Annotated in this window: 16 protein-coding genes; 3 read left to right on the top strand and 13 right to left on the bottom strand. The window is 64.2% G+C overall.

The features are described from left to right. Window positions 1-112 precede the first annotated feature (112 nt). The 8 genes from rseP to rpsB all read right to left on the bottom strand — a co-directional run bounded on the left by rseP (window position 113) and on the right by rpsB (window position 8074). Entirely contained in the window at window positions 113-1501 is a 1389-nt protein-coding gene (gene rseP / locus ACS13N_RS15125; protein ID WP_438932387.1) for an RIP metalloprotease RseP, read from the bottom strand. Window positions 1502-1589: 88 nt separating this feature from the next. Beyond that, window positions 1590-2780, bottom strand: a complete 1191-nt coding sequence (gene ispC / locus ACS13N_RS15120) for a 1-deoxy-D-xylulose-5-phosphate reductoisomerase (protein ID WP_438932386.1) — start codon at window positions 2778-2780, stop codon at window positions 1590-1592. 14 nt (window positions 2781-2794) lie between these two features. After that, window positions 2795-3613 (bottom strand): phosphatidate cytidylyltransferase, encoded by an 819-nt coding sequence (locus ACS13N_RS15115; protein ID WP_438932385.1) that lies wholly within the window; start codon window positions 3611-3613, stop codon window positions 2795-2797. 3 nt (window positions 3614-3616) lie between these two features. After that, window positions 3617-4393, bottom strand: coding sequence for a polyprenyl diphosphate synthase (gene uppS / locus ACS13N_RS15110; RefSeq protein ID WP_438932384.1), 777 nt, complete (start codon window positions 4391-4393; stop codon window positions 3617-3619). A 52-nt stretch (window positions 4394-4445) separates the two neighbouring features. After that, window positions 4446-5006 carry a ribosome recycling factor gene (gene frr, locus ACS13N_RS15105; protein WP_438932383.1) on the bottom strand — a complete coding sequence of 187 codons (561 nt, stop codon included), beginning with the start codon at window positions 5004-5006 and terminating at the stop codon, window positions 4446-4448. Between the two features lie 175 nt (window positions 5007-5181). After that, window positions 5182-5892, bottom strand: a complete 711-nt coding sequence (pyrH, locus tag ACS13N_RS15100; protein WP_039595868.1) for a UMP kinase — start codon at window positions 5890-5892, stop codon at window positions 5182-5184. Between the two features lie 293 nt (window positions 5893-6185). After that, window positions 6186-7076 carry a translation elongation factor Ts gene (gene tsf, locus ACS13N_RS15095; protein ID WP_438932382.1) on the bottom strand — a complete coding sequence of 297 codons (891 nt, stop codon included), beginning with the start codon at window positions 7074-7076 and terminating at the stop codon, window positions 6186-6188. A 254-nt stretch (window positions 7077-7330) separates the two neighbouring features. Continuing rightward, complete coding sequence (gene rpsB / locus ACS13N_RS15090) at window positions 7331-8074, bottom strand: 30S ribosomal protein S2 (protein WP_039595870.1); 744 nt, start codon at window positions 8072-8074, stop codon at window positions 7331-7333. Window positions 8075-8379: 305 nt separating this feature from the next. On the opposite strand from rpsB, the gene map reads away from it, so the two are divergent. The 3 genes from map to ACS13N_RS15075 all read left to right on the top strand — a co-directional run bounded on the left by map (window position 8380) and on the right by ACS13N_RS15075 (window position 14037). Beyond that, a complete protein-coding gene (gene map / locus ACS13N_RS15085; protein WP_438932381.1) occupies window positions 8380-9204 on the top strand; it encodes a type I methionyl aminopeptidase in 825 nt (274 codons plus the stop codon). A gap of 116 nt (window positions 9205-9320) precedes the next feature. Next, complete coding sequence (locus tag ACS13N_RS15080) at window positions 9321-11915, top strand: [protein-PII] uridylyltransferase (RefSeq protein WP_438932380.1); 2595 nt, start codon at window positions 9321-9323, stop codon at window positions 11913-11915. Between the two features lie 25 nt (window positions 11916-11940). Continuing rightward, window positions 11941-14037, top strand: a complete 2097-nt coding sequence (locus ACS13N_RS15075; protein ID WP_438932379.1) for a pseudouridine synthase — start codon at window positions 11941-11943, stop codon at window positions 14035-14037. A 77-nt stretch (window positions 14038-14114) separates the two neighbouring features. On the opposite strand, the gene ACS13N_RS15070 is transcribed toward ACS13N_RS15075, so the two are convergent. The 5 genes from ACS13N_RS15070 to smc form a co-directional block, all read right to left on the bottom strand. Next, a complete protein-coding gene (locus ACS13N_RS15070; RefSeq protein WP_438932378.1) occupies window positions 14115-15236 on the bottom strand; it encodes a hypothetical protein in 1122 nt (373 codons plus the stop codon). Window positions 15237-15316: 80 nt separating this feature from the next. Further along, the gene (gene def, locus ACS13N_RS15065) at window positions 15317-15850 is read right to left on the bottom strand and encodes a peptide deformylase (RefSeq protein WP_438932377.1); all 534 of its coding nucleotides are present in this window, start codon (window positions 15848-15850) and stop codon (window positions 15317-15319) included. 24 nt (window positions 15851-15874) lie between these two features. Continuing rightward, window positions 15875-18298: an NAD-dependent DNA ligase LigA gene (gene ligA, locus ACS13N_RS15060; RefSeq protein WP_438932376.1), complete on the bottom strand. Its 2424-nt coding sequence runs from the start codon at window positions 18296-18298 to the stop codon at window positions 15875-15877. A 10-nt stretch (window positions 18299-18308) separates the two neighbouring features. Beyond that, complete coding sequence (locus tag ACS13N_RS15055; protein WP_438932375.1) at window positions 18309-19538, bottom strand: cell division protein ZipA C-terminal FtsZ-binding domain-containing protein; 1230 nt, start codon at window positions 19536-19538, stop codon at window positions 18309-18311. Next, window positions 19539-23054, bottom strand: a complete 3516-nt coding sequence (smc, locus tag ACS13N_RS15050; protein ID WP_438932374.1) for a chromosome segregation protein SMC — start codon at window positions 23052-23054, stop codon at window positions 19539-19541. Window positions 23055-23155 lie beyond the last annotated feature (101 nt).

Raw genomic sequence — 23155 nt, 5'->3', positions numbered from 1 at the left:
AATCCCCTAATTGGATCCAGTAGGAATCCACTTCCGAGTGTTTTCAAAACCTTGGGTTGCCCACTCACGCTTGTGGCAACGATAAGGCTTGCCGATCAAGCTTGATTACGGTCTAGCCTCGAGTCAGAAACAGCCGACTCAAATCGTTGTACAAGGCGAGCGAAGTGAGAAGCAGAATGCAGGCGACGCCGATCTTTTGAAGTACTGCTTGCCAGGATTCTGGCACGGGTCGGCCTGTCAAAAATTCCACGCAATAATACAGCAAATGCCCCCCATCCAATACCGGAACGGGCAACAAGTTCAAGACACCAAGGCTGACGCTGATCAATGCGAGAAAGCCTACAAAGGTCTGCCAGCCAAGGCTTGCCGCCTTGCCAGCAAAGTCGGCCACCGTGATCGGACCACTCAGGTTCTGCAGCGAAGCCTGCCCCACGATCATCTTGCCCAGCACCTGCAGCGACAGCACCGAGGTCTCCCAGACCTGACGCAATCCGTGCACCACTGCGGCGCCCGGCGCGTCGCGCATCAGCGCCGTTTCGACCTTCTGGTTAAGCTGGGCACCCAGCTTGCCGACCTTCGGCCCGCTCGGATTCTTCGGATCGGCATCGGCATCGGGACGCACCGGCAGCGTCATCGGCTCGCCATTACGCAGAATGTCGATTGAGGCGTTCTGCTCCGGCATCGCACGAATCTGGCGGATGAGATCCATCGCCTGGTCCGCAGGCTGGCCCGCGAAGCGGACGACCTGATCGCCGGCGCGCAACCCGGCGCGGGCGGCAGCGCTGTTCGGCAGAACATCGACGATGGTGACCGGACCACCGAGCAGGCGCAAACCGATCTGGTCGATCACGTCGGCCTGGGGCGTACGCGCGGGGCTCGGCAGGCCGTGCAGGCGAACGGTACGCTCTGTGCCATCCGTACCACGCACTTGCACAAGAGCGTCATGCCCCGCGATACCAGCGGAATACAGGCGCATGCGCACATCGGCCCAGCTACGCACGGTGCCCGGGGCTTCCACATCGGTGCCAACGGCGATCACCCGGTCCTTTGCGCGCAGATCAGCCTGAGCGGCAATGCTGCCTGGCGGCGGCGCACCAAGGATGGGCAACGGCTCAACCGCCCCAACCCACGCCAGCGTGGCGTACAGAACGATCGCCAGCAGGAAGTTGGCGACAGGGCCTGCGGCTACGATGGCGAAACGTTTATAGACAGGCTGGTGGTCGAAGGTGCGCGGCAGCTCTTCGGGCAGGATAGGCGGGTCTTTCTCGGGATCTCTCGCGCCCTCGCCCAGCATCTTGACGTAACCGCCAAGCGGGATGGCACAGATGGTCCATTCGGTGCGGTCCGGGCCGCGACCGACATGACGGAACAGCACCTTGCCGAAGCCGACCGAGAACCGCAGCACTTTCACGCCGCACAAGCGCGCGACACTGTAGTGGCCCAGTTCATGAATGACGATCAGTACCGCGATCGCAAAAACAAACGCTAAAACGGTCTGCAAGAACCTTCTCCGGATGCACTGATGGGCGCGCACGGGCGCAACCCGCACGAGCGCATTATGTTACCCGCTCGCGCTGACGGAGCACTTGTCACGCGGCAGGCAGATGCGCGCACGCTGTCGCAATGTAATGCTCGGCCCAACTGCGCGCCTGCGCATCAGCGGCGAAAACGGTGTCGAGCGAGTCTGCCGGCACGATAGAGGCACGCGCCAGCGTGTCGCCCACCACGGCGGCGATGTCGGTAAAACGGATGCGGCGCTGCAAAAATGCCTCGACCGCCACCTCGTTGGCCGCGTTCAGCACAGCAGGTGCCGTGCCACCGGCGCGCAGCGCATCGAAAGCAAGCGCCAGGCACGGGAAGCGTAGCAAGTCCGGCGCCTCGAAAGTCAGCGTGCCGGTGGCAGCCAGATCCAGCAGTGGCACGCCCGCTTCAATGCGCTCCGGATAGGCTAGCCCGTAAGCGATCGGCGTACGCATGTCGGGGTTGCCGAGCTGCGCGAGTACCGACCCGTCGTCGTAACCGACCATCGAATGAATCACGCTCTGTGGGTGGATCAGCACCTCGAGACGCTCGACCGGCACGCCAAACAGCCAGTATGCCTCGATCACCTCCAGCCCCTTGTTCATCATGGTGGCGGAGTCGACCGAGATCTTGCGCCCCATGACCCAGTTGGGATGGGCGCAAGCCTGGTCGGGCGTGACGTCGACGAGGGCGTCGACCGCACGTGTGCGGAATGGGCCGCCCGAAGCGGTCAGGACGATGCGCGACACGCCGCGCCCAAACTTCGGGGCCTGTTGCGGCAGGCACTGGAAAATGGCGTTGTGCTCGCTGTCGATCGGCAGCACGGTGGCACCATGCTGGTGAACGGCGTCCATGAAGAGCGCGCCGGACATCACCAACGCTTCCTTGTTGGCCAGTAACACACGCTTGCCGGCACGCACAGCGGCCAGCGTCGGACGCAAGCCCGCAGCGCCAACAATGGCCGCCATCACCGCATCGCAATCGGGGTGCGCGGCGGCCTCTTCCAGCGACTCGGAACCAAAACGGATATCGATGCCAGCGGCATCGGCGCCCAGCTGATCGCGCAACGCATCCGCCGCGACGGCCGAGCCGAGCACAGCCATCTGCGGACGAAACTCGCGGCACAGCGTGGCGAGCTTGTCGGCCTGCGCGTTGGCCGTGAGTGCGAATACGCTGTACTTGTCGGGGTGACTGCGCACCACGTCAAGCGTGCTGTCACCAATGGAGCCGGTCGCGCCAAGAACGGTCAAACGCATCATGTTCGGAAGACGCCTCAGGAAATCAGCAACGCAGCCAGCGGAAACACCGGCAGTAGTGCATCGATACGGTCTAGCACGCCACCATGACCGGGCAGCAGACGGCTGCTGTCCTTCATGCCGACCTGGCGCTTGAGCAGGGATTCAAACAGGTCGCCACCGATGCTTGCGGCCACCAACACGATCGTCAGTGCCAGGGCCACGACCGCACCATTCTGGTCAAACTGGCGCGAGAACCATGTCGGCGCAAACCAGTGCGTGACGCCCGCCACCGTGGCAATGATTGCCACGAGCACGGCCCCGCCGATCGCACCTTCCCATGACTTGCCTGGGCTGATGGTCGGTGCCAGCTTACTGCGGCCAATGGCCTTGCCGACGAAATACGCACCCACGTCAGCGGCCCAGACGAGCACCGCCACGGAAAGCAGGAAGGCAACCCCATGTGTGCGCAGTTCAATTGCGGCATGCACGAACGCCGGCAAGATCACCAAGCCCAGCAGCGTGAAGACGGCTTTACGCGTACCGTGCAGTTCTCGTACGCCCCCCGCCAGCAGGCCCCAGGCGACCACCCAGGCGATCACCGCGCCGTGAAACAGCGGCCGTACGTCGCCACGCACAGGGATGTCGTGCCAGGCGATCGTCAACACAACCACGACCGCCGCGTACAGCATCGGCCCCCACCAGCTCGGCAAGCGCACCAGCCGCCCCCATTCCCAGGCTGCCAGCACGGCAAACACCGTTACCAGCCCGGCAAGGCCGGCTGGTGGTGCGAAGAACAGAATGGGCAGGATGACAATCAGCAGGCAGACAGCGGTAATGACGCGAGTCAGCAGCATGTGTCAGGCTCCGGCGGATAGCGCGGGGGGAACATCGGGCTCGAGCTGCGCGCTGGTACGGCCGAAGCGGCGCTCGCGGTTGCGATACCAGGCGAAGGCACGATCCAGTTCCGTGGCATCGAAATCGGGCCAGTAGCGGTCGGTGAAATACAGCTCCGAATATGCAAGCTGCCACAGCAGGAAGTTGCTGATGCGCTGCTCGCCGCCGGTGCGGATGAACAGATCCGGCTCGGGCGCGTAAGCGAGCGCCATGTACGGAGCGAGCATCTCTTCGGTGATGGCTTCGGGCGCGATGCCCGGTTGCGCCACCAACAAGGCACGCATCGCCTGCAGGATGTCCCAGCGCCCGCCATAGTTGGCGAGGATCGTGACGGTCAGGCCTGGATTGGCGGCTGTCTTGGCCTCTGCCTCACGGATCAGCAACTGGATGCGCGGGCTGAATGCCGAGAGATCGCCCACCACGCGCAGACGGATGCCGTTATCGTGCAGCTTGCCCACCTCACGACGCAGTGCCGTCATGAACAGCTTCATCAGGAAGGTGACTTCGTCGGCCGGGCGGCGCCAGTTCTCGGAGCTGAAAGCAAACAGCGTCAGGTAACCGACACCTCGGCGCGCTGCGGCTTCAACCGTCGCACGCACGGCGTCGAGGCCGCGACTGTGCCCGGCCACGCGGGGCAAATGGCGCTCGGTGGCCCAGCGGCCGTTGCCATCCATGATGACAGCAACGTGGCGCGGCGTATCGGCGGTGTCCGGCACCGCCAGTGTGGAACTGATATGCATGAATCGGGCTTCCCGCAGCCGGCACCCAATGCACCGCCCCCGGGAGACGGCCTTACACCGTCATGATTTCCTTGTCTTTCTCGGCAACCAGCTTGTCGATTTCGGCGACGAACTTGTCGGTCAGCTTCTGCACGTCGTCGCCACCGCGGCGCTCGTCGTCTTCCGAGATGGCCTTGTCTTTGACCAACTTCTTGAGTTGCTCGTTCGCATCGCGGCGCAGGTTGCGCACGGCGACCTTGGCATCTTCACCTTCGCCTTTCACGACCTTAGTCAGCTCCTTGCGGCGCTCTTCGGTCAGCGCGGGCGTCGGGACACGAATGATGTCACCCATGGTGGCGGGATTCAGGCCCAGATCCGCTTCACGGATGGCCTTCTCCACAACTTGCACCATCTTCTTTTCCCACGGCTGCACGCCGATCGTGCGTGCGTCCACCAGGGTCACGTTGGCGACTTGGCTGATCGGCACCATCGAGCCGTAGTAGTCGACTTGCACGTGGTCGAGCAGGCCGGTGTGGGCACGCCCAGTACGGATCTTGGCCAGATCCGTCCTGAGAGCCTCGATCGACTTCTGCATCTTCTGCTCGGCATTCTTCTTAACATCGGCGACGCTCATACTTCCTCCGAACGATAACGGCGGCCTGCCGGACATGCGCCCCGGAACACGACACAGGGCACCGGCAAGACCAAAAAGACAATAGGCGATTTTACATGGAAGCCGCTCGCCAACGCCATTTACGCGGGGTCAGCGAACGGTAAAAAAGGCGCTTGGCAAGCGGCGAGGCCCGGCCTCAGACATGCACCAGCGTGCCTTCGTCTTCACCCATGATGACGCGCTTGAGCGCGCCCGGCTTCTGGATCGAAAACACCTTGATTGGCAGCTTCTGGTCGCGGCACAGCGCGAAAGCGGTCGCATCCATCACCTGCAGGTTGCGCGAGATGGCCTCGTCGAACGTGATGGTGGTGTAGCGGGTGGCGCTCGGGTCCTTCTTCGGGTCGGCGGTGTAGACGCCGTCCACCTTGGTGGCCTTGAGGACGATCTCGGCGCCGATTTCCGAGCCGCGCAGCGCGGCAGCGGTGTCAGTCGTGAAGAACGGGTTGCCGGTGCCGGCCGCGAAGATCACGATCTTACCCTCTTCCAACTGGCGAATCGCGCGGGGGCGGATGTACGGCTCGACCACCTGATCCAGGCGCAGCGCCGATTGCACGCGGCCTTCGAGGTTGGCGTGACGCATGGCGTCCTGCAGGGCCAGCGCGTTCATCATCGTGGCCAGCATACCCATGTAATCGGCCGTGGCGCGGTCCATGCCGGCTGCACCACCCGCGACGCCGCGGAAGATGTTACCGCCACCGATCACCACTGCCACCTGCACGCCCAGCTTCACGATTTCGGCGATGTCGTTGACCATCCCTTCGATGGTGCTGCGGTTGATGCCGAAGGCATCATCGCCCATCAGGGCTTCGCCGGAAAGTTTGAGTAGAACGCGCTTATAGGCAGGCATGGAGATCCTCGTGACGATTCCTGGTACGGGAAACAGGAAAGGGGGAAATGACGCTGCGATCGGCGAAGCCGAGGGCTCCGCTCATCCCGCAACCTTCTTGCGCGGAAGCCGTCCTGGCGTGATAGCCGGCCGACGCCCGCGCAAGCAGGCTGCACCTGCAAACAGGGCACCTTGCGGTGCCCTGTCTGTTCGGCATTATACGATCGCGCCGATGGAGAAAAGTTGCCCTTCCGGCCCACATTTGTGCCGGCGGCGGGCTGACTGCCGCCCCATCGGTAGCAATCGCTGCAGCATTACGCCTGTTGCTTTGCAGCAGCCACTTGGGCAGCCACTTCAGCAGCGAAGTCGTCCTGCTTCTTCTCGATGCCTTCGCCCACCACGTACAGCGTGAAAGCCTTCACGGTCGTGTTGGCAGCCTTGAGCATCTGCTCGACGGTCTGCTTGTCGTTCTTCACGAACGGCTGGTTCAGCAGCGAGACTTCCTTCAGGTACTTCTGCACGCTGCCTTCCACCATCTTGGCAACGATGTCAGCCGGCTTGCCCGACTCAGCAGCCTTCTGCTCGGCAACGCTACGCTCTTTGGCGACCAGCTCGGCCGGCACGTCATCCGCAGACAGCGACACCGGCTTCATGGCAGCCGCCTGCATTGCTGCGTCCTTGGCGGCCACTTCGTCACCCTGGAACGCCACCATCACGCCGATACGGGTGCCGTGCAGGTACGACGTCAGCTGGGTGCCTTCGAAGCGCTGGAAGCGGCGGATCGTCATGTTCTCGCCGATCTTGCCGATCAGGCCAACGCGCACGTCTTCAACAGTCGGGCCGAAACCGTCTTGCGACAGCGGCAGCGCGCCGATAGCCGCAACGTCAGCCGGATTGCTCTTGGCGATCAGCGCAGCCACCGAGTTGGCGAAGGCCAGGAACGAATCGTTCTTCGAGACGAAGTCGGTTTCGCAGTTGATCTCGACCAGCGCGCCGACCGTACCGTCCACAGCAGCCGCGACCACGCCTTCAGCGGTGATACGCGAGGCGGCCTTGCCGGCCTTGTTGCCCAGCTTCACACGCAGGATTTCTTCAGCCTTTTCCAGGTTGCCTTCGGCTTCCGTCAGGGCCTTCTTGCATTCCATCATCGGCGCGTCGGTCTTCGCGCGCAGTTCTGCAACCATGCTTGCGGTAATTGCCGCCATTCTCATGCTCCTTGTTTCAGATCGTCGTCCGGTCGCAAGCGGATCCGTCTTCGCTTCGCGCCGGCCTGTCGTCCGGTTTCCATCCGGCCGCCCCACGAAATACGACGCGCGTGGGGCACCCGCATGACAAATTTCAAAAAAAAGGGGCGTTTGTTACGCGCCCCTGTCTGGCCATTGGCTTCGATGCAGCGCATCGAAGCGGCCTGACGCGCTCCCCGCTCGACAATGCGGCGGGCGCGCGCCTTCTTGTGTTTTTAGCCTTCTTGGACTTCGACGAAGTCGTCGCCGCCGCGAGCGGCCTCAACCACTTCCTGGACCGCGTTTGCACGGCCTTCCAGGATCGCGTCGGCCACGCCGCGCACGTACAGTGCAACAGCCTTGCTCGAGTCGTCGTTACCCGGAATGACGTAGTCGATGCCTTCCGGCGAGTGGTTCGTGTCAACCACGCCGATCACCGGAATACCCAGCTTGGCAGCCTCGGTCACGGCAATCTTGTGATAGCCAACGTCCACCACGAAGATGGCGTCCGGAATGCCGCCCATGTCCTTGATACCACCGATGGACTTTTGCAGCTTGTCCATTTCGCGCTCGAACATCAGCGCTTCCTTCTTGCTCATGGTGTCGGTCGCGCCAGCTTCCTTGGCGGCTTCCATGTCCTTGAGGCGCTTGATCGAGGTCTTGACCGTCTTGAAGTTGGTCAGCATACCGCCGAGCCAGCGGCTGTCGACGAACGGCATGCCTGCACGAGCGGCTTCCTCAGCCAGGATCTCGCGCGACTGACGCTTCGTGCCGACGAACATGATGGTGCCCCGGTTGGCTGCCAGTTGGCGCACGTACTTCAGTGCGTCCAAGTACATCGGCAGCGTCTTTTCCAGGTTGATGATGTGAATCTTGTTGCGATGGCCGAAAATGAAGGGGGCCATCTTCGGGTTCCAGAAGCGGGTCTGGTGGCCAAAGTGGACACCGGCTTCCAGCATTTCGCGCATGGTCACGGACATGAAATTCTCCAGTCGGGTTAGGTCTAAAGCCGCCTCAGACATCCGCCGCATGCGATACGACGGACACCCGCGGTGAAGCGGCTCGCGATTTCAAGCACCGCCAGCCACATGGCCAGCAATCTGCTCAGCCGGCGATTATAGCCCCAAAAACCCAATCAACTCAATACCTTCCAAGCATTGACGGTGGACAGACCGAGACCAGCGCCAAGCGCCCAAAAACCCCGTCCGGGCCGCTTTGGTGCGATAATTCATCCTTTAGCTACAACGTGGCGCCTCGTGCGCCTGCGTGCAGAAAGAGTCACAGCATGGCCGTTACCATTCACACCGCCGAAGACATTGCGCACATGCGCGTGGCCTGCCGGCTTGCGTCCGAAGTCCTGGATTACATCACCCCGTTCGTCAAACCGGGCGTAACCACAGGCAAGCTGAACGAGTTGTGCCATGCCTACATGCGTGACGTGCAAGGCACTGTGCCGGCGCCGCTCAACTATGCGCCGCCGGGCTACCCACCCTTCCCCGCGTCGATCTGCACGTCGGTCAACGACGTGATCTGCCATGGCATTCCGGCCGACAAGGCGCTCAAGAACGGCGACATCGTCAACTTGGACATCACCGTCATCACCAAGGAAGGCTATTACGGCGACACCAGCCGCACCTTCATCGTCGGCGAAGGCTCGATCCTGGCCAGGCGACTGACGCAGGTGACCTTCGAGTGCATGTGGAAGGGCATCGCCGCAGTGCGCCCCGGTGCACGCCTGGGCGACATTGGCCACGTGATCCAGCAGCACGCCGAGGCTGCCGGCTACAGCGTGGTGCGCGAATACTGCGGCCACGGCATCGGCAAGGTCTTCCATGCAGACCCGCAGATCCTGCACTACGGCCGTCCGGGCACCGGCATGGAGCTCAAGGCCGGCATGATCTTCACGATTGAACCGATGATCAACGCGGGCAAGCGCGATATCCGCACCATGCCCGACCAGTGGACGGTCAAGACGCGTGACCGCAGCCTGTCGGCCCAGTGGGAGCACACCCTGCTGGTGACGGAAACCGGCTACGAAGTGCTGACTGTATCGGCACTGACGCCGCCGGCACCGGAATTCGTGCGCGAAGGCACGCCGGCCACGGCCTGATTGAACCTGGCGGACGCTCGCCCCGCGAGTGCACCGCAGCGGCCGGCCCAGTGCCGGCCCGACTCTTGCAGCGACCGGACACTTCCTCCGGTCGTTGTTCCATTCACGCTCCGCTCATGCACACCGCCGCTGCCGTCAACCCCGAGATTTCGCCACGCGACACCCTGAAGGCCGAACGCACGCACCTGTTTGCGCAGTTCGACCAGCATGCCAACGTGCACCAACTTGTGACCAAGTTGGCCCGCTCGGTGGATCGCGCACTGGTGCAGCTCTGGCAGGACGAACAGATGCCCGCCGATTGCGCGCTGATCGCGGTGGGCGGTTATGGGCGCGGCGAGCTGTTCCCGTATTCCGACGTCGACATCCTCCTGTTGCTGCCGCAAACCGCAGACAAGGCACCCGAGTCGCTTCAAGCACGCCTGGAAGCGTTCATCGGCCGCTGCTGGGACATGGGGCTGGATATCGGCTCATCAGTGCGCACGGTGGACGAATGCATCCACGAGGCGTCACAGGATGTCACGGTGCAGACGTCGTTGTTGGAAGCGCGTCTTCTGACCGGTGATGAGGGCCTGTACCGCACGTTCGAGACGCACTACCAGGGCCATCTCGACGCCACGGACTTCTTTCAGTCCAAGCTGCTGGAAATGCGCCAGCGGCACGCCAAGTACCAGGACACGCCGTACTCGCTTGAGCCCAACTGCAAGGAAAGCCCAGGTGGCCTGCGCGATCTGCAGGTGATTCTGTGGATGACGCGTGCAGCGGGCTTTGGATCGAGCTGGAACGAGCTGCTTGCCAACGGGCTGCTCACGCGCCGTGAGGCGCAGGAACTGGCGGGCAACGAGCGCCTGCTCAAGACCATCCGTGCGCGCCTGCACATGCTGGCCGGGCGGCGCCAGGATGTGCTCGTTTTCGATTTGCAAACACAGCTGGCCGAGGCCTTCGGCTACCGCTCGACCACCGCCAAGCGCGCCAGCGAGCAGATCATGCGCCGCTATTACTGGGCGGCCAAGGCGGTCACGCAGCTCAACACGGTGGTGCTGCAGAACATCGAGGCACGCCTGTTCCCGACCGAACTTGGCATCACGCGCAAGATCAATGAACGCTTTGTCGAGCGCCAGGGAATGCTGGAGATTGCTGACCCCGACCTGTATCAGCGCGAGCCGACCGCCATCCTTGAAACCTTCCTGCTGTACGAGCAGGTGCGTGGCATCAAGGGCCTGTCGGCCAACACGCTGCGCGCGCTCTACAACGCCCGCACGCTGATGGACGTGAAATGGCGCAAGGACCCGGCAAACCGAGCGCTGTTCCTGGAGATCCTGCAGCAGCCCCAGGGCATTACGCACGCACTGCGTCTGATGAACCAGACCAGCGTGCTGGGGCGCTACCTGCTCAACTTCCGGCGCATCGTCGGGCAGATGCAGCACGACCTGTTCCACGTCTACACGGTGGATCAGCACATCCTGATGGTGGTGCGCAACATCCGCCGCTTCGCCATCGTCGAGCACACGCACGAGTTCCCGTTCTGCAGCCAGTTGATAGCGAACTTCGACAAGCCGTGGGTGCTAACCATCGCTGCGCTGTTCCACGACATCGCCAAGGGGCGCGGCGGCGATCACTCCGTGCTCGGCATGACCGATGCGCGACGCTTCTGCAAGGACCACGGCCTCGCCAAGGAAGACAGCGACCTGATCGTCTGGCTGGTCGAACATCACCTGACCATGAGCCAGGTGGCACAGAAACAGGACGTGGGCGACCCCGATGTCATCCGCCGCTTCGCCGGTCTGGTTGGCAATGAACGGCGCCTGACAGCCCTGTATCTACTGACAGTGGCCGACATCCGTGGCACCAGCCCCAAGGTGTGGAATGCCTGGAAGGGCAAGCTGCTCGAAGACCTGTATCGCATGACGCTGCGCGCGCTGGGCGGCGCGACCACCGATCCTCACGCCGTGCTGGAAGGCCGCAAGGAACGTGCACGCGCGCTCTTGCGCCTGGCCACGGTGGATGACACCGCGTACGACGCGCTATGGAAGCAGCTCGACGTGGGCGTGTTCCTGCGACATGGCGCGAGCGACATCGCCTGGTTCACGCGGCACTTCCATCAACGGATCGACACCACCATCCCGATCGTGCGGGCACGCATCTCGCCCGTTGGCGAAGGGTTGCAGGTAGCGGTGTATTCGCCCGACCGGCCCGACCTGTTCGCACGCATCTGCGGCTACTTCGAGCGCAAGAGCCTGACGATTCTCGACGCGAAGATCCACACCACCAAGCACGGCTACGCGCTCGACACCTTCCAGGTGGCCGACCCGGGCACCGGCCTGGTGGAGCCCGGCCACTACCGCGACATCATCACGCTGGTCGAGCACGAACTTGCCGAGCAAATCTCGCGCGAAACCGCCCTGCCCGAACCGCCGCGCGGACGCATCTCGCGGCAGTCGCGCAGCTTCCCGATCAAGCCGCGCGTCGATCTGCGCCCCGATGAGCGTGGGCAGTACTACCTGCTGTCCATCTCGGCCACCGACCGCACCGGCCTGTTGTATGCCATTGCCCGCGTGCTCGCCCACCATCGCGTGTCGGTGCACACCGCGCGCATCAACACGCTGGGCGAACGCGTGGAAGACATTTTCCTGGTCGACGGCGCACGCCTGACCCAGGACACCAAACTGCAGCTCGCGCTTGAAAACGAGTTGCTTGATGCGCTCGCCATCTGAGCGCCAGCCTTACCGGTCTTGATTCATGACTACCGATTCTGACGATTTCCCGGGCGACGACGACAAGCGCCGCAGCGACCCAACCCAACGCGCCACCCGCCCGGGCAAGCGCGCCACGCTCGGCGTACGCCGCGACGAGGAAGGCAACACCGTGCGCACCACGGGCAGCAAGCCGCTGCGCGCGTCTGACCTGAACCGCGACCGCCTGCCGCTGCGCCCGTCGCAACGTCGTCCGGAGCCGGCGGAAGGCGAGCGCAAGCCGCGCCCGCCGCGCCGTGACAGCAGCAAGGACAGCGGCCAACCGCCGCGCCGCGCGCAAAGCGATCGCCCGCCACGCCGGTTTGACGACGAACGTCCACCACGCAAGTTTGGCGATGATCAGCGCCCGCCGCGTCGCTCCGATGACGAGCGTCCGCCGCGCCGTTTCGAAGATCGCCCACCGCGCCGATTTGACGATGAACGCCCGCCGCGCAAGTTCGGCGACGATCAACGCCCGCCCCGTCGCTCCGATGACGAGCGTCCGCCGCGCCGTTTCGAAGATCGTCCTCCGCGCCGATTTGACGATGAGCGCCCGCCGCGCCGGTTCAGTGACGACCAACGTCCGCCCCGTCGCTTTGATGACGAGCGCCCGCCGCGCCGTTTCGAAGATCGTCCGCCGCGCCGGTTTGACGATGAGCGTCCGCCGCGCAAGTTTGGTGACGACCAGCGACCACCACGTCGCTTTGAAGACCGTCCTCCGCGCCGTTTCGAAGATCGCCCACCGCGCCGATTTGACGATGAACGCCCGCCGCGCAAGTTCGGCGACGATCAACGCCCGCCCCGTCGCTCCGATGACGAGCGTCCGCCGCGCCGTTTCGAAGATCGTCCGCCGCGCCGGTTTGACGATGAGCGTCCGCCGCGCAAGTTTGGTGACGACCAGCGACCACCACGTCGCTTTGAAGACCGTCCTCCGCGCCGTTTCGAAGATCGCCCACCGCGCCGGTTTGACGATGAGCGCCCGCCGCGCCGATTCAGCGACGACCAACGTCCGCCCCGTCGCTCTGACGACGAGCGGCCACCGCGTCGTTTCGATGACGAGCGCCCGCGACGTTATGGTGACGATCAACGCGCTCAGCGTCGTGATGGCGACCAGCGCCCGCCGCGTCGTTTTGACGATGAGCGTCCACCCCGTCGATTCGACGACGAGCAACGGCCGCCGCGTCGCTATGGCGATGACCGCGCACCGCGTCGTTTCGATAACGATCGTCCGCCGCGCCGTTTTGAAGATCGCCCGCAACGTACTGAGCGTGACGAGCGCGCGCCGCGCCGCACCGAGCAGGAGGCACCGCGCCAGGCTCCGCAAGCCGACGAGAGCGGTCTGGTCCGGCTGTCCAAGCGCATGTCCGAGCTGGGCCTGTGCTCGCGCCGCGAAGCCGATGAGTGGATTCCGCGCGGCTGGGTGTTGGTGGACGGTGAACCTGTCACCGAGCTGGGTTCGCGTGTGAAGCCGGATGCGATCATCGAAATCCATCAGGCTGCACGTTCTGAACAGGGCGAACGTGTGACCGTGCTGCTGCACAAGCCGGTCGGCTACGTGTCGGGACAAGCGGAAGACGGCTACCAGCCCGCCGCTGCACTGTTCGTGCCGGAAAACCAGTGGGAGCAAGACCCCACGCGCAAGCGCTTTGCACCGTGGCAACGCAAGGCACTGGCGCCGGCCGGCCGACTGGATATCGACTCCACGGGCCTGCTCGTGCTGACGCAGGACGGCCGCGTGGCGCGCCACCTGATCGGCGAGGATTCGACCGTTGAGAAGGAATACCTGGTGCGCGTGGTGTGGAACTCGCCGGAAGGCCGGGTCGAGCACGACATCTCCAAGGTCTTCCCGGAAGAGCTGCTGGAGAAGCTGCGCTTCGGCCTGTGGCTCGATGACGAAGAGCTCAAGCCCGCGAAGGTGAGCTGGCAGAACGAGGAGCAACTGCGTTTCGTGCTGCGCGAAGGCAAGAAGCGCCAGATCCGCCGCATGTGCGAACAGGTGGGTCTGGAGGTGATTGGCCTCAAGCGCATCCGCATGGGCCGCATCGTGCTGGGTGACCTGCCGGTCGGCCAGTGGCGCTTCCTGGGGCCGTTCGAGAAGTTCTGAGGCAAGTCCCTGCCCCAAAGAAAAGCCGGTCAACGCAAAACGCGTTGACCGGCTTTTTTATGACCGCTGCAGCCAGATCAACGCTGCGGCGGCTGACAGGCTGCGCCCGTGGTGTTGGCTGACGCCGGCGTGCCAAACACGGCCTGCGCACCGCAACGCGAGCCGAACATCTTCGCCTGATCATGCCCGACGCCAATCACCTCGTGCGACTGGTGATTGATACGCCTGCGCGGGCCGGCCAGGTAACGCTCATAGCGCCAGTAGTTGCGCGCACGGTCCAGCCGTGTCGGCCCTTCAGCTTCAGCACCGCAGGTCTTGTCGAGCACGCGATGGTTCGGATCGTTGTCGCTCGTGCCCACAAGGTACGTCACGTGACGCTGCGCATAGCGGCTGAACAACACCTTGCCGCTCTTGCCGGCTGCGTAAGGAACCATGTCGACCATGCCGTACTTGTAGTGATCGTAGTCCGGGCAGGTACGGGTGCTGTAGCGCGCGAAGCTCCTGCCATGCGGACGATCCGGCGTGAAGTACAGGTACGACGATGGATTGGCGACGACGTAGTTCAGGTCGATCCCGCGCTTGCGGATGCCTTCGTCCACATTGTTGAGCACGGCGTAGCGCTGCACGATCTGCCCGCCGCCAGAATGGCCCGCCACCGTCACGCGCTTGACGTTGGGCGCGCGCGCTGGGTCGGTCACGTAGTCGATCAGGTCGTCCAGCACTTTGAGCGAGCTCAGCTCAGTGTACGGTGCATTGTTGGCGTTGAAGCCACCGATCCAGCCGTCCACCGACCACACCGGCATGCCGTCGAAGCCCTTGCCCGCATCCGGCTCGCCAGGAAAGTTTGGGGCGATCAACAGAATCTCATTGGCATTGCGGCCACTGGCGGTAAGCAGATCGGCACCGGCTGCGTAGTAATCGTTGCCGTTGCGCTGCAGGCCGTGCTGCACGAGCACGACCTCGCGGATGCCGCTCAGGTCGCCGTCGAGCGGATGGTTGGCGTAGACCGGGAAGTCATAGGCAACGGCATCGCTGCCCAGATGGACGCGCTGCCAGACCGGGCCCTGAGGCTTCTCGGCGACCGGTGCGGCGGCCGTGTCCGTCGTCTGCGGACCGGCACAAGCCGCCAGGCCCAGCATGGCCACCGCAGCCATCCCAAGCGCCAGCCGGCGCCACCCCCTCAAACCATCACGCTTCATGTCATCTCCGTCGTGGATGAAAAATGCGCCCACCTGCCCCCGCAGGTGCAGCGCTCCCACAGTCACGATCCGCTGTCGCCTCAGTCGTCGTGATTCGCGGGCAGTTCTGGAAACAGGATTTCGGTAAAGCCGAAGCGGGTGAAGTCTTTCACGCGCATGGGGTACAGCACGCCCTGAAGGTGGTCGCACTCGTGTTGCACGACACGGGCGTGAAAGCCCTCGGCAATGCGGTCGATGGTGTGGCCCTGCTGGTCAAAGCCGGTGTAGCGCAGGCGCGTGTAGCGCGGTACCACGCCGCGCAGGCCGGGCACCGAGAGGCAGCCCTCCCAGCCTTCTTCCGTCTCGTCGGTCAGCGGCTCGATGGTCGGATTGATGAGCACCGTCTTGGGCACCGCCGGCGCATCCGGATAGCGCTCATTACGATCGAACCCGAAGATGACGACCTGCAGGTCCACGCCGATCTGCGGAGCCGCCAGGCCGGCACCGCGCGCAGCGTCCATCGTGTCGAACATGTCTTCGATCAGCGCGGTCAGCTCGGGCGTGTTGAAGCGCTCGACTCGTTTTGCCACACGCAGCAGGCGGCTGTCGCCCATTTTGAGGATGTTTCGGATCATGCCGAGTCTCCTGCCTATTTCTGGCTATTTTTGCAACAGCGCGAGCATACCCGCTTCGTCCAGAACCTTCACTCCCAGTTCTTCCGCCTTGGCGAGCTTGCTGCCGGCTTCTTCGCCAGCGATGACGTAATCGGTCTTCTTCGATACCGAGCCCGATACCTTGGCACCCGCCGCTTCCAGCATGGCCTTGGCGTCGTCGCGCGTGAGGCTGGGCAGCGTGCCGGTCAGCACGACGGTCTTGCCGGCGAGGATGCCCTCTTCTGCAGCCTCCTCAGGCATGGCTGCGAGCAGTTCTTCACGCAGCGCGTCGAGTTTCGCGAGCTGCGCGCGATGGTCATGTGCACTCAGCCATTCAAGCAGCGACGCGGACACGTCCGTCGGCAAGCCAGCCAGTTGCTCGGCTTCCACGGCAGCCAGCTGCGCGAGCGTGGGTGCTGCCACGGCCAATTGCTTGGCGCGCGCGGCGGTCAGCTTGGGCACGCCGAGCGTGGCGTACAGCTCAACCGGCTCCAGCTTCTCGCGCAGCTTGGCATTGGGCGCGTGCTCACCCTGCGGCGCGACACCGGCTTCGAGCAATGCGTCCAATGCTTGCTGGTTCTTCGGCTCGGCAAAGAAATCGGCAATGGCTTCGGCCACCGTCGCACCCACATCCGGCAACGCCAGCAGCAACGGCGCCGGAGCACGCCGAATCACAGCCAGACTGCCCAGCCAATCGGCGAGTGTCTTGGCGGTCGATTCCCCCACGTGGCGGATACCCAGCGCGAACAGGAAGCGCGCCAGCGGAGGCGTCTTGCTGGCCTGGATACCTTCAAGCAGGTTCTCCGCCCACTTGGTGGCGATCTTGCCTGCGGCAACAGTCTCGGGGGTCACACCGTCGCGTTCGTCTGCGCGGCGCTTCATTTCGAGAAAGTCTTCGAGCTTGAGCTTATACAGATCGGCGATGCCGCGCACGTAGTCCAGCTCGACCAGGTTGTCGATGTAGCGCTCGCCCAGGCCGTCGATATCCATCATGCGGCGGCCGGCAAAGTGGCGGATCGCCTCCTTGCGCTGCGCGGAGCAGAACAACCCGCCCGAGCAGCGGGCCACGGCTTCACCCTCTTCGCGTACGACGTGCGAGCCGCACACGGGGCACGTCTTCGGCAATTCGAACGGCGGGTATTTCGGCTGCTGCTGCGGGTTGAACAGGTCACTACCCGGCACGTCGTCCATCGGGCGGCGGTCGAGCACCACGCTCACCACTTCGGGGATCACGTCACCCGCGCGGCGCACGATCACGGTGTCACCCACGCGCACGTCTTTGCGGCGGACTTCATCTTCATTGTGCAGCGTCGCATTGGTCACCGTCACGCCGCCAACAAACACCGGAACCAGACGCGCCACCGGCGTGATGGCACCCGTGCGGCCAACCTGCACACCAATCGCTTCAACCGTGGTCAGCGCTTCCTGCGCCGGATACTTGTGCGCCACCGCCCAGCGGGGCTCGCGCGTGCGGAAGCCCAGCTCGCGTTGCAACGCAAGGTCATTGACCTTGTAGACCACGCCGTCGATGTCGAACGGCAGGCTGTCGCGCTTGGCGCCAATGGCCGCGTGGAATTCGACCAGACCCTCGCCGCCCAGCACCGCTGCACGCTCCTTGCTGACAGGAAAGCCAAACGCCTGCAGCGCGTCGAGCATGCCGGAGTGCGTCTTGGGTTGACCACTCCAGCCCACGACTTCGCCCAGGCCATAGGCGAAGAACGACAATGGTCGCTCGGCGGCCATCTTCGGATCGAGCTGGCGCACGGCACCGGCAGCAGTGTTGCGCGGGTTGACGAACGTCTTGTCACCGCGCTCGCGCTGACGGGCATTGAGCTTCTCGAAATCGTCGCGGCGCATGTAGACCTCACCACGCACTTCGAGCACCTCGGGCATCGTGCCGCCCACCGCGTACAGGCCCAGCGGAATCTGGCGGATCGTGCGGATGTTCTGCGTGACGTCTTCGCCCGTGGCGCCATCGCCGCGCGTAGCAGCCTGCACAAGGAAGCCGCGCTCGTAGCGCAGGTTGATCGCCAGGCCGTCGAACTTCAGTTCGGCGGCGTATTCGATGGCGGGATCGGAGTCGGCCAGGCCCAGCTCGCGACGCACGCTGGCGTCAAAGGCAAGCGCACCGTTCGCAGTGGTATCGGTCTCGGTGCGGATCGACAGCATCGGCACCACGTGCTTGACGGGTGCGAACTCGGGCAGGATCGCGCCGCCTACCCGCAATGTGGGCGAATCGGGCGTCTTCAGTTCGGGATGTGCTGCTTCCAGCGCCTCCAGCTCGCGGTACAGCCGGTCATATTCGGCGTCCGGCACGCTGGGCAGGTCGAGCACGTAGTACTCGTGGGCGTAACGGTTCAGCGTGGCGCGCAGCCACGCTGCCCGCGTCTCGGGCGTTACTCCGGACGCGGGTTCTGCAGTCTTGCTCATGGTGATTCCGTCAGTGGCTGAACAGGCGCACCGCGGCGCTGGAACCGGCCGGAATGCCGCGCGATTCGAGCTTGTCGTACAGCACCCGCAGATGCTTCTGGATGGCAACGAAGGACTGCTCCGTCAGCGGACGCAGGTTGTCGTCCACCACCTGCGCGCCCATGCGCTGCGAGAGCGTGTAGGCGTATTCGCAGACCAGCTTGAACGGCTTGGAAGCCTCTTCGGCCACCGGCACGTCCAGCAGCAGCGTGATCTGGCGCCCGGCCTTGACGGTCAGGTCGTCGCGCAGGAAGTTGGTGTCGCCAAACTGCAGTGTGAACAGCGCGCGCTGCACGCCATCGGTACCCGCGTGGTAGCGCGTGAAGCGTGTGCCGTCGCGCGAGAGCACGAGGCCGTCCTGCGTGGCCACGGTCTGCACGTAGGCGGCCGACCATGGTGCGCCGTCGGAGATCACGCTCACGCCAAGCTGCACGTCGCATTCAGCGGCAAACGCATCCAACTCGCGCGCATTGGCGATGGTCTCATTCATGTCCGGCAGCTCGGGGACGGAGTCCGCCGCTTCCGACAGCGGATCGATCGCGTTGATGAACTCCGAGAACTCCAGCGCGTTGAGCGGGCCCGTGCGATTGGCCAATTGCACGGCCACTTGCAGATCAAGGTAGCGCTGACCTGCACGGAGGGCTTCCCATGCGTTTGCCGCCGGGTTCAGGCCTTCCACGTGGATCTGCTTGGTCCCCGCACGGCGCAGCTTGGACAGCGTCGGCAGCAGGCGGTCTCCCGACACTTCGCGTTCGGGGTGCAGCGAAACGATGCAATCAATCAGCGGATCGATCACGCCGTTGGCCGGCTCCAGCGAGCCTGGTGCAGGCTCGGCAGCTTCTTGCGTTTCATCAGCCTGCGCAGCTTCCCGCGCAGCCTCTTCGCTGGTGGGCGTGAGTTCTGCACCGATCACGCCGGCTTCGGTTTCTGCGCTGCCGGTGGACGGTGCGTGCGGTTGCGGTGCGAGGCCCGGCTCCAGACGCGGTTCCACACGACCGATCTCATCGCGCTCGCCACCGAGCGCCGGTTCGTGGCGCTCTGTCCCCGTCCAGCCTTCACCGCGTGGCGCCTCATCAGCGGGCGGGTTGTAAGCCTCAGGACGGCGTGCCTTGCGAATCTGCCACTGGTTGTACACCACGATCACCAGCACAAACACCACACCGGCGCCCAGCAGCGCCATGACCAGGTTGTTGTCTTGCATTTACGCGGCCTCCGCCATGGTCAGCGCGGCATCCATATCCACCGCCACGATCCGGGACACGCCCTGTTCCTGCATGGTCACACCGATGAGCTGTTGCGCCATTTCCATCGCAATCTTGTTGTGAGAAATAAAAACGAATTGGGTCTTGTCGGACATGCGCTTGACCATGTTGGCGTAGCGCTCGGTGTTGGCGTCGTCCAGCGGCGCGTCCACCTCGTCCAGCAAGCAGAATGGGGCCGGGTTCAACTGGAACATCGCGAACACCAGCGCAATGGCGGTCAGCGCTTTCTCGCCGCCCGACAGCAGGTGAATCGTCGAGTTCTTCTTGCCTGGCGGCTGCGCCATCACCTGCACGCCCGCGTCGAGAATCTCTTCGCCGGTCATGATCAGCTTGGCCTGGCCGCCGCCGAACAGCGTCGGGAACAGCTCGCCGAAGTGATGGTTGACCTGGTCGAAGGTGCCTTGCAGCAGCGAGCGCGTTTCCTGATCGATCTTGTGGATCGCGTCTTCGAGCGTGGTGATGGCGTCGTTCAAATCGGCCGATTGCGCGTCGAGGAAACCCTTGCGCTCGCGTGCCGCAGCCAACTCGTCGAGCGCGGCCATGTTGACGGGGCCCAGCGCGTTGATAGCGTTGTTGATGCGCGTGACTTCGCCTTGCAGATAAGACGGCTTGAGATCGCCGGTCAGTCGTTCGGCCAGCGCGGCTTCGTCCACGTTGGCAGTGGCAAGCTGCTCGGAGAACTGCTCCTGGTTCAGGCGCGCGGCCTGTTCCTTCAACTGCAGTTCGGTGATGCGATCGCGCAGCGGTTGCTGGGCGCGTTCGGCAGTCAGGCGCTGCTCATCGAAGGCACGCAACTGGGCCGTCAGCGCATCCAGTTCAATGCGCGCGGCGCCGAGCTTTTCTTCCTTCTCGGCGCGGCGTTCCAGCGCTTCCTGCAGGCCGGTGTGGGCGGTCTGCTCGTTGATCGTTTCGAGTTCGGCGCGGGCGTTTTCCAGCGTCAGGACGATCTGCTGCGCCTGGTCGCTCGCCACCTGGATGTTGCGCTTCAACTCGGCGATGCGGTTGCCCAGGTTGCGCTCGGCAAAATGCGCCTCTTGTGCACCGCGCTCCAGGTCACGCAGCGCGTTGCGGGCATCGCCCAGGCTCGCTTCGAGTGCTTCGAATGCCTGCTGGCTGTCTTCAAAGCGCGCCTGCATGTCGGCGAGTGCGGCGTCGTGCTGTTCGAACGTCGCCTCGGACTCTGCACGGATGGCACGTTGCTCTTCGATCTGCGCGCGAATCTCTTCCAGCTCGCTGTCGATCTGGCCGCTGCGGGCGTTGTAGCGCTCCATCGCCTGCGAGAGCTTGAGCACGTCCATCTGCAGCACGTGTACGCGGCGCGTGGCCTGATCGGCGCGGGCACGCACATGCAGGAGCGCCTGGCTGGCTTGGGTGTAGGCCGCATCTGCACGAACGGCAGCGCTCTTGGCCTCATCCGACAGCAGCATCTGCGCGCGCACCTGCTTATGCAGGTTCTCGATTTCCTGCGCGCGGGCCAGCATGCCGGCCTGCTCGGAATCCGGCGCATACAGTTGCACCGACGAACGGCCGATCAGGTGCCCTGCCTTGACGACAAACGTGCCGCCCTCGGGCAGCGTCTGGCGCGCAGTGAGCGCGGCCTGCATGTCGTCGGCGATATAGACGTCGGCCAGCCAGTCCTGCAGCACGGCGCGAATGCCCGGCTCGGTCACTTGCAGCAGCGACATCAGCGAGCGCAACCCGGCCGGTGCATCGACTGGACGTGCGGCCGGCGGCGGCGAATAGAACGCCAGCTTGGCGGGCGGTGCATCGGCGGCAAACGCCTTGATCCAATCGAGGTTGGACACTTCCAGCGCGCCGAGCTTCTCGCGCAGCACCGATTCCAGTGCCGGCTCCCAGCCCTGCTCGATCTGCAGCTTCTTCCAGAAGCGCGGCAGCTCGCTCAGCTCATGCTTGGCCAGCCAGGGCTGGACCTTGCCGTCGGTCTGCACGTTTTCCTGCAGTTGCTTGAGCGCGGCAAGACGGGCTTCCAGGCTGGCGATGGCAGCGGCTTCGGATTGCACGCGGTCCTGCGCGGCGCGGCGGGCTTCGTCGAGTTGCGGCAGTTGTGTCTCGGCGTCTTCCAGCGCGGCTTGCGCTTCGGCCAGGACTTCTTCCTGTTCGGCCAGTTCTGCGCGCAGCGTTTCGAGCTGCACGTCGTCCGGCTTATCGAGACCGGAGGATTCTTGCGACAGACGTTCGCGGCGCTGGTCGAGTTGCTGCAACGCCTGGTCGGCATTGCGCTGGTGCGCAGCTTCAAGCTTGAGCGCCTGTTCCGATTGCAGGATGGCGGCGCGCTGGTCATTCAGCGTGGTCTGCGCATCGCGCCACTGCGTTTCCATGCCGGGCAACTCATCCGACTTGCGGGCGACTTCCTCGGCGGCCTGCGCGGCACGCTCCTCGGCCATGGCGAGCTCTTCCTCGGCCGCGGCCAGATCTTCCTGCGCCTGATCGCCCTGCGTGTGCCATTGGTCCTGCTGGGCCGTCAGCGTGGCGATCTGCTGCTGGATACGGTTGCGCGACTCCACCACGTAGCGAATCTCGGCTTCCAGGCGGCTGACCTCGGCGTTGGCCTCGTACAGCGCACCCTGCGCAGCGTGCATCGCATCGGACGACGCGTAGTGCGCGACGCGCATCGTTTCCAGTTCGGCTTCGATGTGGCGCAACTGTGCGGTCTGCGCTTCAAGGTCGATCTGCGCTTGCTCGATGGCGCGCTGGTGGCGCTCCTGCTCACCTTGTGCTTCGCGCTTGCGCAGCAGCCACAGCAAGTGCTGCTTCTCTTCGCCGTCGGCCTGAAGGCTCTGGAAGCGCTGCGCGACCTCGGCCTGGCCTTCGAGCTTTTCGAGATTGGTGCCGAGTTCACGCAGGATGTCTTCCACGCGCGTGAGGTTTTCACGCGTATCGGACAGGCGGTTTTCGGTTTCGCGGCGGCGTTCCTTGTACTTGGACACGCCGGCAGCCTCTTCCAGGAAGATGCGCATGTCATCGGGCTTGGCCTCGATGATGCGCGAGATCATCCCCTGCCCGATGATGGCGTAGGCGCGCGGCCCGAGACCCGTGCCAAGGAAGATGTCCTGGATGTCGCGGCGGCGCACCGCCTGGTTGTTGATGAAGTACGACGACGTACCGTCGCGGCTCAGGACGCGCTTGACCGCCACTTCGGCGTATTGGCTCCACTGGCCAGCGGCGCGGCCTTCGGCGTTGTCGAACACGAGTTCGACACTGGCCCTGCCGGCCGGCTTGCGCTGCGTGGAGCCGTTGAAGATGACGTCCTGCATCGATTCGCCACGGAGTTCCGCAGCGCGTGATTCGCCGAGCACCCAGCGCACGGCGTCGATGATGTTGGATTTACCGCAACCGTTCGGGCCGACGATGCCGACGAGCTGGCCCGGAACATGGAAATTGGTCGGATCGACGAAAGACTTGAAGCCTGCGAGCTTGATCGAAGAGAGGCGCACGTTGAGGTCGTCTCGAAGGGATCAGAAAAGGGGATAAAGCGGGCGCCCAAGGAACGCGCCTTTGCCGTCACATCAGCGCCGTACAGCGCGGCATGGCAAGG

The organism is Ralstonia sp. 24A2 (genome assembly GCF_051783885.1).
In the GTDB taxonomy this organism is placed as follows: domain Bacteria; phylum Pseudomonadota; class Gammaproteobacteria; order Burkholderiales; family Burkholderiaceae; genus Ralstonia.
The sequence above is the reverse complement of the archived record's forward strand: the minus strand, read 5'-3'. Positions and strand labels throughout refer to the sequence as shown.